The 17,010-nt window shown below is 40.8% G+C and carries 19 protein-coding genes; all 19 read left to right on the top strand.

The features are described from left to right. Positions 1–30 precede the first annotated feature (30 nt). The 19 genes from Q7A53_RS02715 (at position 31) to Q7A53_RS02805 (ending at position 16,984) form a co-directional block, all read left to right on the top strand. Positions 31–291: a stage VI sporulation protein F gene (locus Q7A53_RS02715; RefSeq protein ID WP_411787568.1), complete on the top strand. Its 261-nt coding sequence runs from the start codon at positions 31–33 to the stop codon at positions 289–291. Positions 292–492: 201 nt separating this feature from the next. Continuing rightward, complete coding sequence (locus Q7A53_RS02720; RefSeq protein WP_411787569.1) at positions 493–690, top strand: DUF2768 family protein; 198 nt, start codon at positions 493–495, stop codon at positions 688–690. A gap of 17 nt (positions 691–707) precedes the next feature. Beyond that, positions 708–1,430, top strand: coding sequence for a hypothetical protein (locus Q7A53_RS02725; protein ID WP_411787570.1), 723 nt, complete (start codon positions 708–710; stop codon positions 1,428–1,430). A gap of 468 nt (positions 1,431–1,898) precedes the next feature. After that, on the top strand, positions 1,899–3,377 hold the full coding sequence (gene spoIVA, locus Q7A53_RS02730; protein WP_411787571.1) for a stage IV sporulation protein A: 1,479 nt from the start codon (positions 1,899–1,901) through the stop codon (positions 3,375–3,377). Between the two features lie 359 nt (positions 3,378–3,736). Next, positions 3,737–4,009 carry an HU family DNA-binding protein gene (locus Q7A53_RS02735; protein ID WP_128539557.1) on the top strand — a complete coding sequence of 91 codons (273 nt, stop codon included), beginning with the start codon at positions 3,737–3,739 and terminating at the stop codon, positions 4,007–4,009. 134 nt (positions 4,010–4,143) lie between these two features. Continuing rightward, on the top strand, positions 4,144–4,368 hold the full coding sequence (mtrB, locus tag Q7A53_RS02740; RefSeq protein ID WP_411787572.1) for a trp RNA-binding attenuation protein MtrB: 225 nt from the start codon (positions 4,144–4,146) through the stop codon (positions 4,366–4,368). Positions 4,369–4,463: 95 nt separating this feature from the next. Then, complete coding sequence (locus tag Q7A53_RS02745; RefSeq protein ID WP_411787573.1) at positions 4,464–5,267, top strand: heptaprenyl diphosphate synthase component 1; 804 nt, start codon at positions 4,464–4,466, stop codon at positions 5,265–5,267. 3 nt (positions 5,268–5,270) lie between these two features. Continuing rightward, on the top strand, positions 5,271–5,978 hold the full coding sequence (locus Q7A53_RS02750; protein ID WP_411787574.1) for a demethylmenaquinone methyltransferase: 708 nt from the start codon (positions 5,271–5,273) through the stop codon (positions 5,976–5,978). A gap of 16 nt (positions 5,979–5,994) precedes the next feature. Beyond that, positions 5,995–6,966: a heptaprenyl diphosphate synthase component II gene (hepT, locus tag Q7A53_RS02755; RefSeq protein ID WP_411787575.1), complete on the top strand. Its 972-nt coding sequence runs from the start codon at positions 5,995–5,997 to the stop codon at positions 6,964–6,966. Positions 6,967–7,055: 89 nt separating this feature from the next. Next, on the top strand, positions 7,056–7,502 hold the full coding sequence (ndk, locus tag Q7A53_RS02760) for a nucleoside-diphosphate kinase (RefSeq protein ID WP_411787576.1): 447 nt from the start codon (positions 7,056–7,058) through the stop codon (positions 7,500–7,502). Positions 7,503–7,771: 269 nt separating this feature from the next. Further along, the gene (locus Q7A53_RS02765) at positions 7,772–8,548 is read left to right on the top strand and encodes a CheR family methyltransferase (RefSeq protein ID WP_411787577.1); all 777 of its coding nucleotides are present in this window, start codon (positions 7,772–7,774) and stop codon (positions 8,546–8,548) included. A gap of 98 nt (positions 8,549–8,646) precedes the next feature. Beyond that, complete coding sequence (aroC, locus tag Q7A53_RS02770; protein WP_411787578.1) at positions 8,647–9,813, top strand: chorismate synthase; 1,167 nt, start codon at positions 8,647–8,649, stop codon at positions 9,811–9,813. Beyond that, entirely contained in the window at positions 9,813–10,895 is a 1,083-nt protein-coding gene (aroB, locus tag Q7A53_RS02775; RefSeq protein WP_411787579.1) for a 3-dehydroquinate synthase, read from the top strand. The genes aroC and aroB overlap by 1 nt, the downstream gene beginning before the upstream one ends. Then, complete coding sequence (aroH, locus tag Q7A53_RS02780) at positions 10,888–11,259, top strand: chorismate mutase (protein ID WP_411787580.1); 372 nt, start codon at positions 10,888–10,890, stop codon at positions 11,257–11,259. Before aroB ends, aroH begins: the two co-directional genes overlap by 8 nt. A 4-nt stretch (positions 11,260–11,263) precedes the next feature. Beyond that, complete coding sequence (gene hisC, locus Q7A53_RS02785; RefSeq protein WP_411787581.1) at positions 11,264–12,367, top strand: histidinol-phosphate transaminase; 1,104 nt, start codon at positions 11,264–11,266, stop codon at positions 12,365–12,367. Then, a complete protein-coding gene (locus Q7A53_RS02790) occupies positions 12,367–13,467 on the top strand; it encodes a prephenate dehydrogenase (protein ID WP_411787582.1) in 1,101 nt (366 codons plus the stop codon). Before hisC ends, Q7A53_RS02790 begins: the two co-directional genes overlap by 1 nt. Before the next feature lie 18 nt (positions 13,468–13,485). Continuing rightward, a complete protein-coding gene (aroA, locus tag Q7A53_RS02795; protein ID WP_411787583.1) occupies positions 13,486–14,772 on the top strand; it encodes a 3-phosphoshikimate 1-carboxyvinyltransferase in 1,287 nt (428 codons plus the stop codon). 63 nt (positions 14,773–14,835) lie between these two features. Further along, positions 14,836–15,708, top strand: a complete 873-nt coding sequence (locus Q7A53_RS02800; protein ID WP_411787584.1) for a hypothetical protein — start codon at positions 14,836–14,838, stop codon at positions 15,706–15,708. A gap of 19 nt (positions 15,709–15,727) precedes the next feature. After that, positions 15,728–16,984 carry a tetratricopeptide repeat protein gene (locus tag Q7A53_RS02805; RefSeq protein WP_411787585.1) on the top strand — a complete coding sequence of 419 codons (1,257 nt, stop codon included), beginning with the start codon at positions 15,728–15,730 and terminating at the stop codon, positions 16,982–16,984. Positions 16,985–17,010 lie beyond the last annotated feature (26 nt).

Genomic DNA, 17,010 nt, shown 5'->3' on the forward strand with positions numbered 1-17,010 from the left:
CAGAACCCAACGCACGAGGAGGTCAAAGTAATGAGTGGTTTTGAAAAGAATATTTTCGATCATTTAAAGAAGAAGGCGAATATCAATCCTGAGGATGTCTATAAGGTGGCAGAATCCGTCCAAAATGCAGATTTCTCTGATGAGAAAACAATTCGCCGGTTAGTTCAGCAATTAGCTAAAATTGCCAACAAACCCGTTTCCAAGCAAAAAGAAGATAAAATAGTTGAAGCGATTGTGAAACAAAACATGCCTCTTGATATGAGTACTCTTGGGAAATTTTTTAAAGGTTAATTTAAAAGTGGGCGCCTGATGAGGCGGTCCTTCAAAATTATGCATACAATAACACGCAGCAATTATTTTGCATGAGCTACGATCGGGAATTATTTAGTCAGCCGGGGCACTAATTATGCTCCGGGTTTTTTTAGTTTAATACTTTGAGACAACCTATGATATAATACGTACAGTTTATTGGTAAGAGGAGGATTTAACAGAATGTCGATCGGAATGCTCAATATGTACATATCTTTTGCCGGAATCTTATTCTTAATTCTCTCTATCGTTCTTATATTACTTAGTCGTCACAAGCTTACGGGTGTGTTTTCCGTTATCACCGCTATTTTTGCTTATGTATTTATGATTCTCGGTGGCTTGATTATTTTTTATATCGTAATGAGCGGACCTACAGCATAGAAAAGGAGGATGGCCGCGTGAGATGGGCTAAACTATTACTAATCCCGTTATTTACTTTATTACTTAGCGGGTGTCTATACCCACAGTCGCAATTACAGAAGAACCAGACCCCAAATCAAATTCAGCTGGAACAAATTCAAAAAGCAGTAGATTCCTTTCAAGATCAAACTAATGGCTTATTGCCAATTAAAACAAAACCTCAAGACACTCCTATCTTTATAAAATATCCGATCGATTTTTCCAAGCTTAGAGAAAAAGGATTGATCGGGGAAGCGCCAGGAAGCTCGTTTGAGAACGGTGGTCATTATCAATACGTAATTATTAAGCCGGAAACAAATCCTACTGTAAAAGTTCTTGACTTGCGCACCAGCGAAACTTTAAGAGCTCTGCAAGTGAAGATAAAGTTTTACAAAGAGAAGAATAAGTATCCTCCTTTTGGCAGTCAGGTTGCTAAAGGGGTTTATAAATTAAACTATGAAAAACTTGGTTTGGACCATCAGCCCGTGGTTGATAGTCCTTATTCTGACCAAAGTCTCCCTATCTATATCAGTGATCAAGGCGAACTGCTGATCGATTACAGAAAAGACCTTTATAATTATTTGCGTAATAAGAAAAATTCATATAAGAACGGTGATGACATTCGTTATTTACTTACGGATCACTCCCCTCTAGTTCCGGCTTATTCCCCTCCGTATACTTTGGAGAATGGAGAACCGGTATTCATGAATAGTTCTTCATAAAAAGCAGGCAAGCCCTGCATTCATTAGGAAACCCGAACCAATTGATCGTATTGTTTCGGGTTTTTTAGTGAGTAATTTTAATTAGAAACGAATATGAATATAGCAAGCTGTTATTATCTGAAATTGGTTCTATGATTTATTTTTCATGTTTTAAGAGGATGTGGAAAAGTTCAATGCTACAATAGCAGCAGCTGTAATTCATGTGCTATCCGTGTATGAGGAAAAGAAATGACATGCAGAAATACTTTGTTGGTTCTTCCGATTTTGATTCGTCCAGCTTTAGGTCCTCCATATAGGAAGGACCCTTCCCCTGGGCCTGTGACTCCTGAGTGACGAGGCAAAACGGACCCATCCGCTTTTGATTTATAAAAGAAACTTCTGAATATCTGGCATATTTGACTAGGACAACGTCATAGAATTAGATTGTCTAGGCTTGTATGATGGAAATTACATTTGGGAGGGGATCCTTTGGAAAAGGTAGATATCTTTAGTGATATTTCCAAACGGACGAATGGAGATATTTATTTAGGCGTTGTTGGAGCAGTTAGGACGGGGAAATCTACGTTCATTAAAAAGTTTATGGAATTAGTGGTGCTTCCTAATATGGAAGATCAGTCGGAGCGTGAGCGCGCTTTAGATGAACTTCCGCAAAGTGCTGCTGGTAAAACGATCATGACAACGGAACCAAAATTTGTGCCTAACCAGGCGGCGACTATAAATATTGATGGCCACTTGGATATACGAGTGCGGATGGTAGATTGTGTAGGATATGCCGTAAACGGAGCGGTTGGCTATGAAGATGAGCATGGCCCAAGAATGATTCATACGCCATGGTATGAAGAGGCGATACCTTTCCATGAAGCCGCTGAAATTGGAACTCAGAAGGTCATCCAAGAGCATTCCACTATTGGGATTGTCGTGACGACTGATGGAACAATTGGTGAAATACCGAGAGCTGATTATGTAGAAGCTGAAGAAAAGATCGTCAGCGAGCTTAGGGAAGTAGGAAAACCATTTATTATGGTAATCAACTCTGCACAGCCTCATCAGGAGAATACAGAGAGGCTGCGTCAGCAGCTCACTGAGAAATATGATATTCCTGTTTTAGCCCTTTCTGTTGAAAGTATGCGTGAGCAAGATGTTCAGAATGTACTAAGAGAAGCTTTGTTTGAATTCCCTGTATTAGAAGTCAATGTAAACCTCCCGAGCTGGGTTATGGTTTTGGATTCAAGACATTGGTTAAGAAGTAATTTACAGAATGCCATAGAAGATACTGTGAAAGACATTAAACGGCTGAGAGACGTAGATGGTGTAGTGGGGAACTTTGATGGATATGAGTATATAACAGGTGCCCATATTTCTGGCATGGATCTTGGAGAAGGAGTTGCTGAAATTGACCTCCAGGCTCCGGAACATTTATATGATCATGTTTTAAAGGAAATCGTTGGAGAAGAGATACGTGGAAAAGATCATTTACTTGAAATTATGCAGGACTTTTCGCATGCAAAACGCGAGTATGATCAAGTCGCTGATGCATTACAGATGGTAAAAAAAACCGGGTATGGTATTGCTGCCCCTACGCTTGAAGATATGGCACTGGATGAGCCTGAAATCATACGTCAAGGTTCAAGGTTTGGAGTTAGGCTTAAAGCTGTCGCCCCGTCCATTCATATGGTGAAGGTTGACGTGCAGTCAGAATTTTCACCGATTATTGGTACAGAGAAACAAAGTGAAGAATTGGTGCGATACCTCATGCAGGATTTTGAAGAAGATCCACTATCCATTTGGAATTCAGATATATTTGGCAGATCACTAAGCTCAATTGTTCGAGAAGGAATCTCGGCAAAGCTTGCCTTAATGCCTGAAAATGCAAGATATAAATTACAAGAGACCCTGGAGCGGATTATTAATGAAGGCTCTGGAGGCATGATAGCAATCATTCTATAGCGGCTCCGTTGGGGCCGTTTTTAATTTTTTTTGAAAAAAAACATAAAAAATAAAAGGGTTTTTACCAGGAGGTGTCGTAAGTAACGAAGTGAAGGTGGAAACAGAGGATAAAACCTATTATACCAAGGGTTTAACCAATCTTGCATCCTGTCAAGCTATATGGTAAGATTCCCTTGTGATGAAGGGTTATTCACTAAGACAAATCGCTTGGTAACGCGTTTTTTCAGTGATTGTCTATTGAATTTCCTCGAAAACTCGTTTAGTATAAGGCTTGTCATCCTTTGATGACGGCAAAATGTACATTTAATGCGGTATAGCCGCTTGAATGAGACCAACCTTCGTGGGAGGAGGTGAATGTCATGAATAAAACAGATCTAATTAACGCTGTATCTGAGAAAGCTGATCTTTCTAAAAAAGACGCAACTCAGGCTGTCGATTCTGTATTCGAATCGATCATGGATTCACTTAAAGATGGTGAGAAAGTCCAACTTATTGGATTTGGAAACTTTGAAGTTCGCGAACGTGCGGCACGTAAAGGCCGTAACCCGCAGACTGGTGAAGAGATTGAAATCTCTGCAAGCAAAGTTCCAGCTTTCAAACCTGGTAAAGCCCTTAAAGACGCTGTGAAATAATAAGCTACATAGGGCTTGAAAAAGGGTGCTGCCTTAAGCACCCTTTTTCTTATGATTAATCAGCATATTGAAGTATATAGATTCTTTGACATTGGACCATTTGTAAGAGATAGTTACAAGAAGGAGGCACGAACATGTCCACAGCAAATAATGATTTTTTTGTAATAAAAGCACTGGAAGACGGCGTAAATGTTATTGGTTTGACGCGGGGAACAGATACACGGTTTCACCACTCTGAGAAGCTGGATAAAGGTGAAGTCATGATTGCTCAATTCACGGAACATACTTCTGCTGTGAAGGTGAGAGGCAAAGCTGTTATCCAAACGAGTCATGGTGAAATGACAAATGAAGCAGAGTAGTACGCTCTGCTTATTTTGCAAGTGCGTACATAAAGCGGCGGCAGTTGATTTATGCTATAATAAGTTTGGTTTAGCATTGTTAAGAAAGGGACCAGGTGATCAAGTTGAATCCATCAGACACAGATATTAACCAGCTAAAACAGAAAATAGCTTCTCAAGTTCGCCATCCTTTTTTGGCAAAGTTTATTCCAGAACCACTTATCGATGAGGACAAGCTTGTCATTTTAGCATCCATTATGGATCACACGACTTTAGAGACCGTTAAGAAGGAACAATACATTATTACAACTATGCTTGTGCAGATTGCACTTGATACGCATGATCTAGTTACTCTTAGTGAAGAAGAAGAGGATGGGGACACCGTCAGAAACCGGCAATTAACTGTTCTTGCGGGAGACTACTACAGCGGGCTGTACTATTATTTGTTGTCCCAATTAGATGATATCCCCATGATTCACACTTTGGCAGGAGCCATTAAAGAAATTAATGAATTAAAGATGGAACTTTACTATAAAGATGTGGAGTCCTTTCAGGAATTTCTCAGTTCTCTTAAGAAGATTGAATCCTTATTAATTCAAAAGGTCGCCTCTTATGTTCAGAGAACGACGATCAATGATATGGCCGGAGAGTGGCTGTTGACTAAGAAGCTGCTGGATGAGAAGAAGAGTTACTTGGAAGGAAAGTTCTCTCCGCTTATGGATGTTCTTTTTAAGCATCCGGGTGCTTTGGAAAACAGCGGGCAGGTAATTATTAATATAGAGCAGATGATTCAGAAACATATCAGTCATGTAGAGACCACGGTTTCCCAACTGCCTATTCACTTTAACTGGCTTAAGTCTTATATACATTCAGCTATCCATCATAAGTTTTATGATAGAAAAATCGCAGAGGAAGGGTAATTCATGCAGCAGCAGACGAAAGAAGAACGTGTGCACCACGTTTTTGAAAAAATATACAGCAGATATGATCGAATGAATTCTATCATTTCCTTCCAGCAGCATCGGCTGTGGCGGAAAGATGTTATGAAACGTATGAAAGTAGCTCCAGGTGACCATACTTTGGATGTTTGCTGCGGTACCGGGGATTGGACAATGGCACTTGCTAAAGAGGTTGGTCCCTCAGGTAAAGTGACCGGCTTGGATTTCAGCGTGAATATGCTTTCCATTGGGATAAAGAAAAAGCTTGAAAACCGGGTATCTCAGGTGGAATTTGAACATGGCAACGCTATGGAACTACCTTATTCTGACGATTCATTTGATTTTGTTACGATTGGATTTGGATTAAGAAATGTTCCGGATTACCTTCAAGTTCTGAAGGAAATGCGCCGAGTGGTTAGACCCGGCGGGAAAGTGGTCTGTCTTGAAACCTCTCAGCCAACAAACCCCTTCTTTAAACCGTTATACTACTTTTATTTCAAAAATATTATGCCTTTATTTGGCCGCTTGTTTGCGAAAAGCTATCAAGAATATAATTGGCTTCATGAGTCCGCTAAAGATTTTCCAGGAAAAGATGAATTGAAAGCCATGTTTAAAGAGGCCGGTTTAACTAATATCGCAGTGAAATCCTATACAGGCGGCGTGGCAGCTATGCATATGGGTGAAAAGCAATAATTGAGGATGAACTATCATGAAGCTAGCAATGATCTATTCTTTTTTAAAACAAGATCTCGCAAAAATAGAAGACGCTGTGAATGAAACCATTCAATCAGAGAACCCTGTCCTTAGAGAGGCATCCAGTCAATTGCTCCAGGCAGGGGGGAAAAGAATTCGGCCTGTATTTGTTTTATTAGCAGGTAAATTTGGAGACTATGATATCGAGCGTATGAAAGCCGTTGCCGTATCTCTCGAGCTTATACATACGGCTTCTCTTGTCCATGATGATGTGATTGATGAAGCAGAACTTAGACGCGGAGAGCCGACGATCAAATCTCGCTGGGATAATAGAATTGCAATGTACACCGGGGACTATATTTTTGCCCGTTCTCTTGAAAATCTTTCTAAACTTGATAACCCTAGAGCTCATCAGATTCTTGCTAAAACGATGGTCGAGTTATGTTTAGGAGAGATAGAGCAGATAAAGGATAAATATAATTTAGATCAAAATCTTCGTACTTATTTACGGAGAATTAAGCGAAAAACAGCATTGCTGATTGCAGCCAGCTGCCAATTGGGAGGAATCGCTTCGAACGTTTCTCCATCAGAAGAAAAGGCCCTTTATTATTATGGCTACTATGTGGGAATGTCCTATCAAATCATTGACGATGTACTGGATTTCACTGCTTCTGAAGAGGAGTTAGGCAAGCCGGCAGGAAGTGATCTCCTACAAGGGAATATTACTCTTCCCGTGCTTTATTCGCTGGAAAATCCGGAATTTAATCACCAATTACAGAACTACTTCAAAAGCAGCGAAACATTAAATCCTGAGGATCTTAAGCCTTTAATTGAAGAGATCAAAACCAATGGTTCAATCGGCAGGTCTCTAGCAATTAGCGATCGCTATTTAAAGAAAGCTTACGAGTCCCTGGATCAACTGCCTTCACATCGTGCCAAGCAGACGCTAAAAGGGATTGCTAAATATATTGGAAAAAGAAAAGCATAAAGCGTTGCTACTCTGTCTTTTCCATGATAGAATCAATCTTGGCACTTGTTAAAAGCGCTTTCACTCTATACATAAAATGAGGTGTACACATGGAAAAGACATTTTTAATGATTAAGCCTGATGGAGTACAACGTAGTCTGGTCGGAGAAATTACCAGTCGTTTTGAAAAGAAAGGGTTTAAATTAGCTGCGGCAAAGCTAATGGTGATTCCTAACGAACTAGCTGAGAAGCATTATGGGGAACATAAAGAAAGGCCTTTCTTCGGTGAATTGGTAGAATTCATTACTTCCGGACCGGTTTTTGCAATGGTTTGGGAAGGAGAAGATGTAATTGCTACTGCCAGATTGATGATGGGCGCTACAAATCCCAAGGACGCTGCACCTGGAACGATTCGTGGAGAGTACGGGGTTATCGTAGGAAAGAACATTATTCACGGTTCTGATTCCCCAGAAAGCGCCGAAAGAGAAATTGGCTTGTTTTTTGATGAGAACGAAATCGTAAATTATCAAAAAGATCAATTAAACTGGGTATATTAATCCCTTACGTGGAACCGTCTGTTAATCAGACGGTTCTTTTTATTGTCCTGGAAAAGATGAAGGAAGGGCTTTAGATAAGGAAGTTGGAAGAGGTCTTATACCTAATTAGGTTTGTTTGCAATAATAAACGGAGTGGGTCTATTAAATCGCTCTCGTGAACTTGTTCTGAATGGTGTGAAAGGAAACAAAAGGCCCTTGTAATACATTTACAACGGTTCAATCATGAAGTAGGCTTAAATGGACGAGAATAGGTAAGGAGCTACGGTTAAATGACTAACGATTACGTACAATTTATATCTGGGATTTATAAAAAAACAGGAATCGATCTTTCTTTATACAAAGAAGCCCAGATGAAGAGGCGACTGACTTCTCTTCGAAATAAACGGGGGCATGCTGAATTTTTTTCTTATTTTGAGGCACTAGGAAAGGATTCTATTTTACTAGAAGAACTTTTAGACCGCATGACTATTAATGTATCGGAGTTTTACCGTAACAAAAAAAGGTGGGAAGTATTAGAGAAGAAAGTTTATCCTTACTTACTGACAAGAAATCGAAAGTTGAAAATATGGAGTGCAGCTTGTTCAACAGGAGAAGAACCTTACACGCTTGCAATAATTCTTAATCAATTTATCCCTCTTAGCCATATAGAAATCATTGCTTCAGATTTAGATCCTCTAGCTATTGAAAAGGCGGAAAGAGGGGTCTATCCGGAACGGTCTTTAACTGAAGTACCGACTGAAATTAAAACCAAATATTTTGCAAGAATAGGTTCTTCCTCTTACGAAGTTAGTAAGGAAATCAGGCGCTGTGTCACTTTCAAAAAGCATAATTTACTTGCTGACCGCTATGAAAAGAACTGTGATTTGATCGTTTGCCGAAATGTTCTGATCTATTTTACAGAGGAAGCGAAAAAGATGATCTATTCTAATTTTAGTAAATCTCTATCGAAAGGCGGAATCTTCTTTGTTGGAAGTACAGAGCAGATCTTCTCTCCCTCAAAATTTGGCTTCCAGGTTTTTGATACTTTTTTCTATAAAAAGGAATAAGAGAAATGATTTTTAGAAAATTAAATAATTAAAGAACACAAACGACGATGCTTATGATATAGTAGTACGTAAAATTTATTACAGGAGGTCTTTTGTTCATGCGCTATTTAACCGCGGGCGAATCACATGGTAAACAACTAACAACAATTATTGAAGGGGTACCTTCCCATTTACCGCTTTTCAAAGAGCAAATTAATGAATCTCTTATCCGTCGTCAAGGCGGCTATGGCCGTGGACGCCGTATGCAGATTGAGAAGGATCTTGTAGATATTACTAGTGGGGTTCGTCATGGATATACATTAGGTTCACCCATTTCTCTAGTGGTACATAATGATGATTTCAAACATTGGGTAAACATTATGGGAGAGGAACCTCTGGAGGATGATGCTGAGGTTAAGAGAACGATTTCAAGACCTCGCCCTGGCCATGCAGATTTAAATGGTGGTTTGAAATATGGACATCGTGACATGAGAAATGTTCTGGAGAGATCTTCTGCAAGAGAAACCGCTGCACGTGTTGGAGCGGGTGCCGTAGCAAAAGTCCTACTCAGTGAGCTGGGAATAGAAGTTGCCGGCTACGTAAGAGAGATAGCAGGAATTGTCAGTGATGTAGATGAAACCTTGTCCTTGAAAGAACGCCGGGACATTTCTGAAGCGTCTCCAGTAAGAACATTTGATGAAGAGGCAGCGGCAAAAATGATGGAAGCCATTGATGCGGCAAAGAAAGATGGAGATTCCATCGGTGGAGTATGTGAAGTCTATGTAGAGGGAATGCCGCCGGGGTTAGGATCCTATGTGCACTATGATCGTAAACTCGATGGCCGAATTGCGGGCAGTGTGATGAGTATCAATGCATTCAAAGGGGTAGAGTTCGGACTTGGATTTGAGGCCGCCAGACGCCATGGGAGTGAGGTCCACGATGAAATATTATGGAGTGAAGAACGTGGATATTACCGCCGGACCAATAACTTAGGAGGATTTGAAGGTGGCATGACGACTGGGATGCCAATTGTTGTCAAGGGGGTAATGAAACCGATACCGACCCTGTACAAGCCGCTGCAGAGTGTAGATATTGATTCTAAAGAACCGTTCCAGGCCAGCATTGAAAGGTCCGATTCATGTGCGGTTCCTGCTGCTTCTGTAGTTATGGAACACATTGTAGCATTTGAATTGGCTCGCGCGATTACAGAAGAATTCCCAGCAGACTATTTCCCAAGGCTTAAACGAACCGTGGATGACTATCGCAAGGAAGTTCGTGCATTTTAATGTCTTCTTTACTCATTCAATCAAGCACCCATGATTATGAAGTTGCTATTGGATCAGGCATTAGAGGCCGTGTAGAAGAAATTCTCGATAAAGATTATCAAAAGGTGTTAATTATTACTGATAGTCAAGTTGCGGATCTATATTTGCAGCAAGTAATAGAAGGCTTTTCCCCTAAAGGTCAAGTGGGAACAGCAGTTGTACCTGCTGGAGAAGCGTCTAAAAGTATGGAACAGTATCAGTATTTACTAGACGTATGTGTGGAAGAGAGGCTTGACCGAAAATCTCTTATTATCGCTCTTGGGGGAGGAATGATCGGAGATTTGGCGGGTTTTGCTGCTTCCACGTATCTAAGAGGCATTGATTTTGTCCAAATGCCTACTACGATTCTTGCCCACGACAGCAGCGTAGGAGGAAAAGTGGCTATTAATCACCCACAGGGGAAGAATTTAATAGGAAGTTTCTATAACCCTGTTCATGTTATTTATGATATGGAGACGTTATCCAGCTTATCACCAGCAGAAGTTAGATCAGGTTATGGCGAAGTGGTGAAGCATGGACTCTTAAGTGATCCGAAGTGGCTGGATGAACTGCTCCAGCAGGATTTAACTCAACTATCGAAAGACCAGATTGCGAAAGATCTTGCAAAGGGGATTCGAGTAAAAGCGAACCTTGTAGAACAGGATGAGCGGGAAGCGGGAGTAAGAAAATATTTAAATCTCGGGCATACTTTAGCTCATTCAATCGAGGCTGAATTGGGTTATGGAGATATCACTCACGGGGAAGCCGTCGCCATTGGAATTTGGTTTGCTTTAAAGTTGAGTAAAAAGAAATTTCAAACAGATTTACCAGTAAAAGATTATGTTAACTGGATTATTCGAAACCATTTTCCAGTAGATAAACTCAATAAACTAGACTGCAACTCATTAATCAACCGTATGAAACGGGATAAAAAAACCGTGCACGAGGTTATTAATTATGTATTGCTTACAGATACGGGTTTTCCTTGTATCGAACCGTTACAGGACGAAGAATTATTGCAGGAGCTGAATGATTTTCTAAAAGAGGTGAGGCGTCATGATTAGAGGAGTAAGAGGAGCCACATCAGTTCGGGCTAATCAAGCAGAAGAAATAGTCGAACGCTCCTTTCATTTAGTGAAAGAGATCGTTAACGTAAATCATATTAAGCCAGAACATGTAGTTAGTGTCTATTTTACAGCAACAGAAGATTTGAATGATGCCTTTCCTGCTAAATCCCTCCGTAGACTGGAAGGTTGGACCCATGTTCCCGTAATGTGTATGCGGGAAATCAATGTTCCTAACAGTCTGCCGCGGTGTATACGCGTCATGATAACTGTTCAGACAGATAAAAATCAAAAAGAAATACAGCATATTTATCATCATGAAGCTAAACAACTGAGACCTGATTTACAGAGTGGAGAGGAGTAGTCTTATGAAAGCGAAGGATATACTTAAACAAATGACCCCCTATAAGCCTGGAAAGCAAATTGAAGAGGTGAAACAGGAATATGGGTTAGATCGCATCGTTAAACTCGCTTCTAATGAAAATCCTAATGGTTTTTCTTCAACCGTAAAGAAAGAATTGCCGAAATTAATTTCCAGCCTCGAAATCTATCCTGATGGATATGCAGCTTCGCTCCGCAAGAAAGTAGCAGGATTCATCAGCGTAGATCCTGACCAGCTGATTTTTGGTAATGGTTCAGATGAAATTGTCCAAATTATCTGCCGAGCGTTTCTTGAAACAGGATCGAATACAGTGATGGCGGCGCCGACCTTTCCGCAATACCGGCATAATGCATTAATTGAAGGGGCGGAAGTGCGTCAAGTCCCACTGCAGGACGGGCATCATGACTTAGATGAAATGCTTGCCCAGATCGATGATCAAACAAGAGTGCTGTGGTTGTGTACACCAAATAACCCAACAGGGGTTCATATTAACCATCAAAACCTTACTGCCTTTATGGAAGAGTGTCCTGATCATGTGTTAGTAGTCATAGACGAAGCTTATTATGAATACTTGGAAGCCGACGATGCTTTTAACAGCTTGTCTGCGTTAGATGAATATGCAAATCTAGTTGTATTGCGAACATTCTCTAAAGCTTACGGTCTTGCAGGTCTTAGAATTGGTTACGGAGTGGCAAGTAAAGAAATTATCCAAATCCTTGAACCTGCCAGAGAACCTTTTAACACTTCGACCATTGCTCAGGCGGCTGCCATATTGGCCATTGATGATCAGGACTTTATTCAAAAATCCGTAAACGAAAACCATAAGAATAAACGCGCTTTAATGGAATTTTGTGATGCAAATGGGATCGGCTATTATGATACTCAGGCAAATTTTCTATTAATACATTTGCCGATGAGCGGCGACGAAATGTTCGAGCATCTGCTTTCTAAAGGATTTATAGTCCGCTCTGGAGAGGCATTAGGTCTTCCTGACACGATTCGCCTTACGATTGGGAAAGCGGAAGATATGGAACAAATTCAAGAGGCGATGCTGCAAAAGATTGCGGCTCAAGTATCCGGTGAGCGTTAATGAAGCAGCAAGTATTTATTGTCGGTTTAGGTCTAATAGGCGGCTCTTTAGCGATGAATCTTGCCAAAAAGCAGGATGTATGGCTGATTGGAATGGATCATGACTCGGATACCCAGCAGATGGCGAAAAAGCAGGGGGTTATTCAGGAGATCGCAGAGAGCTTTGAACAAGGGGTACAGCAAGCAGATGTCTTAGTACTTGCCACTCCTATTTCTATTACGATCGATTACTTAAACGCATTAAGTGAACTAGTTTTGAAAAAAAAGCTGATTGTTACAGATGTATCTTCCGTGAAAAATAACGTATTAAAAACTGCAGACAAGCTTTCTGATCCTCTTGTCTCCTTCGTTGGCGGGCACCCGATGGCTGGATCGCATAAACAGGGATATACGGCAGCCAAGCCGCATTTGTTTGAGAATGCCATCTATGTACTTACACCCGCTCAACATGCTGGAGAGGAAGAAGCAAACTTTTTGAAAGAATTATTTTCCGAAACTGGGGCTCGGTTTCTAATTTTCTCTACGAAAGAACATGATGAAATGACGGCTGTTATTTCTCATTTTCCTCACATTATTGCTTCCTCCTTAGTACATCAAGCCAGAAGCTGGCAGGAGACACATCCTTATCTTGAGCAGTTAGCTGCCGGAGGTTTTAAAGATATTACCCGGATTGCCTCTAGTAACCCTAAACTATGGCAGGATATTTTCTTTCAGAACCGCACCTTAATGATTTCTATGCTTGATGACTGGATAGGTGAGATGAGAAAAGTGCAATCTTATTTGGAAGAAGAGCAGAGTGAACATACGTATGACTATTTACTAAAAGCCAAGCAGTATCGAGATGGTTTACCAGTCAGGGAAAAGGGAGCGATCCCTGCCTTCCACGATCTCTATGTTGATATTCATGACCAGCCAGGGGCGATACATGACGTGATCGGACTGCTTGCGAAAGATTCAATTAGTATTAAAAATATTCAAATCCTTGAGATTAGAGAAGGGATTACCGGGGTTCTCCGTATCAGCTTTTCTACTAGTGAGGAACAACTAGAAAGTAAACATTTATTAGAAGACAGACAATATGAAGTAATGGTAGAGCAGTAAAACGAGGAGGGTGTATTCATGTCTTCAGTAGAACTTGTGCCAGTTACCAAAGGACTTCAGGGAGTTATAGAGGTTCCTGGAGATAAGTCCATTTCTCATAGATCCGTCATTTTCGCCTCTCTTAGTGAGGGAACTTCAAAAATCACAAATTTTCTAACCGGGGAAGATTGCTTAAGAACTGTAGAAGTGTTTAGAAACTTTGGCGTAGAGATTGAACGGGAAGAGGATACTTTAGTTGTACATGGAAAAGGAATAGCTTCCTTAAAGGAGCCTATCTCGCCTTTAAACTTTGGGAATTCTGGCACTACAGCCAGGTTAATGAGTGGGGTGCTGGCAGGTCTTCCTTATTTCTCCACGGCATATGGAGATGCTTCATTGTCTAAAAGACCCATGGATCGAGTCGTTATGCCTCTCAAGGAAATGGGAGCGGAAATAAGCGGCAGACAGGAAGCATCATACCTGCCTCTTGCATTTGCTGGTACTACTTTAACTGGTAAAGTTCATCATATGACCATAAAGAGCGCGCAAGTGAAATCAGCCTTATTACTCGCTGGTTTATTAGCTGAAGGAACCACTACTGTTATCGAAAATGGCAGGACAAGAAATCACACGGAAATGCTTTTGCCGCAGTTTGGAGTGGAAGTAAGCATTGAAGGCAGCGAGATCCATATTGAAGGCGGACAACAGCCGCAAGCTTCAGAGTTACGAGTTCCGGGGGATATTTCTTCTGCTGCTTTTTTCTTAACAGCTGCAGCTATTACACCTGATAGTGAATTAATCATTAAGAACGTCGGGTTGAATCCCACACGCAATGGAGTGATTCAGGCGTTGGAATTGATGGGAGCAGAAATCGAAGCAGTTCCCCATACTTATATTGGGAAAGAGCCTGTCGGTGATATAAAGGTTTCTTACAGCATTTTAAATGCCATCACTCTTGAAGGCGATTTAATTGCTAATCTGATTGATGAAATACCTATTATTGCTTTAGCAGCAACTCAAGCGGAAGGGACCACGGTAGTTAAGGATGCGAAGGAACTCCGTGTCAAAGAGACAGACCGCGTTGAAGCAGTGGCGTATAATTTAAACCAGCTGGGAGCGAAGGTAGAAACAAGAGAAGACGGTCTGGTTATTCATGGTCCAACCCCTTTACATGGAGGGGAAGTAGATTCCTATGGTGATCACCGGATAGGCATGATGGGAGCGATTGCTTCTCTCATTTCAACAGCACCTGTTACGATTAAAGATAAAGATTGTATCAACATATCCTATCCCAATTTCTTTGATCATCTGTACCAGGTTCTTTAAAATAATTTCATAGATTCTCAGTTGCTCTCATACGATATAAAAAACCTGTTGGAGGTTTTGAGTATGGGAGCTTATTGGTTCAGTTCTTTTATGGATGAAGGCGAGCAGTTTAGGTTTGGAGAATTGATAGTACATGAAGATCATTTTATTAGAGATGCTATTGGTCAGGGTCACCTGCGTAAGATGAATAGTGATGGTTTTATTGCTGCCCCTGGATATGTGATGGTAGATTATGCTGCTCCCATATCTACATCCTCTTCTAGAATTACCGCATGTGAAGATTATATTAGAAGAGGATGTACTCAGCTGCTGATTCAACATCCAGTTAACAGCATACGCCGCTATCGAACAATTTATCACAGTTTTTTAGCAGAACTTGGTCAGCTTCCAGTAGATTACATGATCGTTCCCGTTATAACCTCTTCTCTCGTGACGCCTGATATGATTCGGTTCTTTGCAAGGGAACGCTGTCCATTCATCCAAATCGAATTAGATACGGCTGTCGATCTGGAAGAGGTTGCGTGGGAGTGGTTAGTCCAAGCTCAGTCTTTACTGCGAATTCCTTTCTCAATTGTTGTCAAAAAAGAGGAAAATTCCGAGTATATTATCAATCATTTATGGCCTAAAAAATGTGCGCAATATGGTATGATTAAATTAACAGATCCTCAATTGGAAGAAAGAGTTACTCCCCAGAATTTGAGGGATACAGGAATTTTTCCTAATAAGGGCGGATTTAAGCCAGGCGGGTATGCAGACTATAACCTGTTTTGGCAGGAGGAAGATCAGATAGTTGATGGACAAGACCAATTCATTTATCATGGGGCTGTTCCTGATATTACCGTTATGCGCGGAATGGTGCTCCAGGTAAATCAGGAAGTAACGGCCAACTATCAAGGAAAGCAGCAGAAAGTATCGATTTATAAGCATTTTGTGTAAGACTAGAAAGGATGTCATCATGGAGGAAATACAAAAAGCTGTCCGTCAAATGGAAGACCATAAGACGGAAGATGCTATTCATACATTGCAGCAATACTTGCCGGAAGCGGATGAAGAAGAGCGGTTTACTATAGCCGAGCTGTATATTCAATGGGGGATGCTTGAAGAAGCAAAAATGGTCCTTCATGAATTAATTCAGCGCTATCCTAAAGAGCAGGAACTGAAAGTCATGATGGCAGAGATTCATATTGATTTAGGTGAAGATGATGAAGCGATCGAGTTATTAAATGAATTTGGTCCGGAAGATGAAGACTATTTGCAAGCACTTATTCAGTTAGCAGATTTATACCAGGCACAAGGACTTTTTGAAGTAGCTGAACAAAAGCTTCTTGAAGCCAAACAAGCGGAGCCCAATGAAGCAGTGATCGATTTTGCTTTAGGCGAATTGTCATTTTCCAACGGAGAATACAACAAAAGTATCCCATTTTATGAAAATGCTATGCATCATCAGCCGATCATTGCGGATATCGAGGTTGCGGCCCGCCTGGCAGAAGCTTATGCAGCGACGGGGGCGTTTGAAGAGTCGATAGAATATTTCCAGAAAGTCGAAGAAGAAAACCCGGATGTATTGTTCCGATATGGTTTCGTAGCTTTCCAGGCATTAAGAAATGATATTGCCATTCATGTCTGGGAGAACCTTATTGATAAAGATCCCTACTTCCATTCCGTTTATCCACACTTAGCCAAAGCTTATGAGGCGGAAGGTATGCCTGCCCAGGCGTTGGAAATGGCAAATCAGGGTCTTGCTAAAGATGAATTTAATAAAGAGCTTTATCATTTGGCAGGTACTCTTTCTCATCATCAAGGGAATAAAGAGGAAGGTTATCGCTTAATGAGAGAAGCTGTCGCCCTTGATCCAGGATATAAAGAAGCTGTTCTGTTTCTTATCGAAAATTATAAGAAAGATGAGGACTACGAAGCTATTGCAGAACTCATTCAACAGTTGATTGCCCTCGGAGAAGAGGATCCCAATTACTTATGGGAGCTTGCGAATGCCTATGAAGAATTAGAAGACTTTAAAGAAGCTTATGAGCACTATAAGAATGCTTATCCTTCTCTTAAAGACGATAGTGATTTCCTTAAAGAATATGGCTACTTCCTAGTGGAGGAAGGACACATGAAAGAAGCTAAACAGATTTTTAATGAATATCTCGCTATTGATCCTACAGATACTGTAATTGAAGATTTCGTTGCTCGTTTAGAGGAAGAAGATTGAGCTGAATAATACGGCGCAGGAGGGGC

Origin of the sequence: Halobacillus rhizosphaerae (assembly GCF_046719735.1) — a bacterium.
Classification (GTDB): Bacteria; Bacillota; Bacilli; order Bacillales; family Halobacillaceae; genus Halobacillus_B; species Halobacillus_B rhizosphaerae.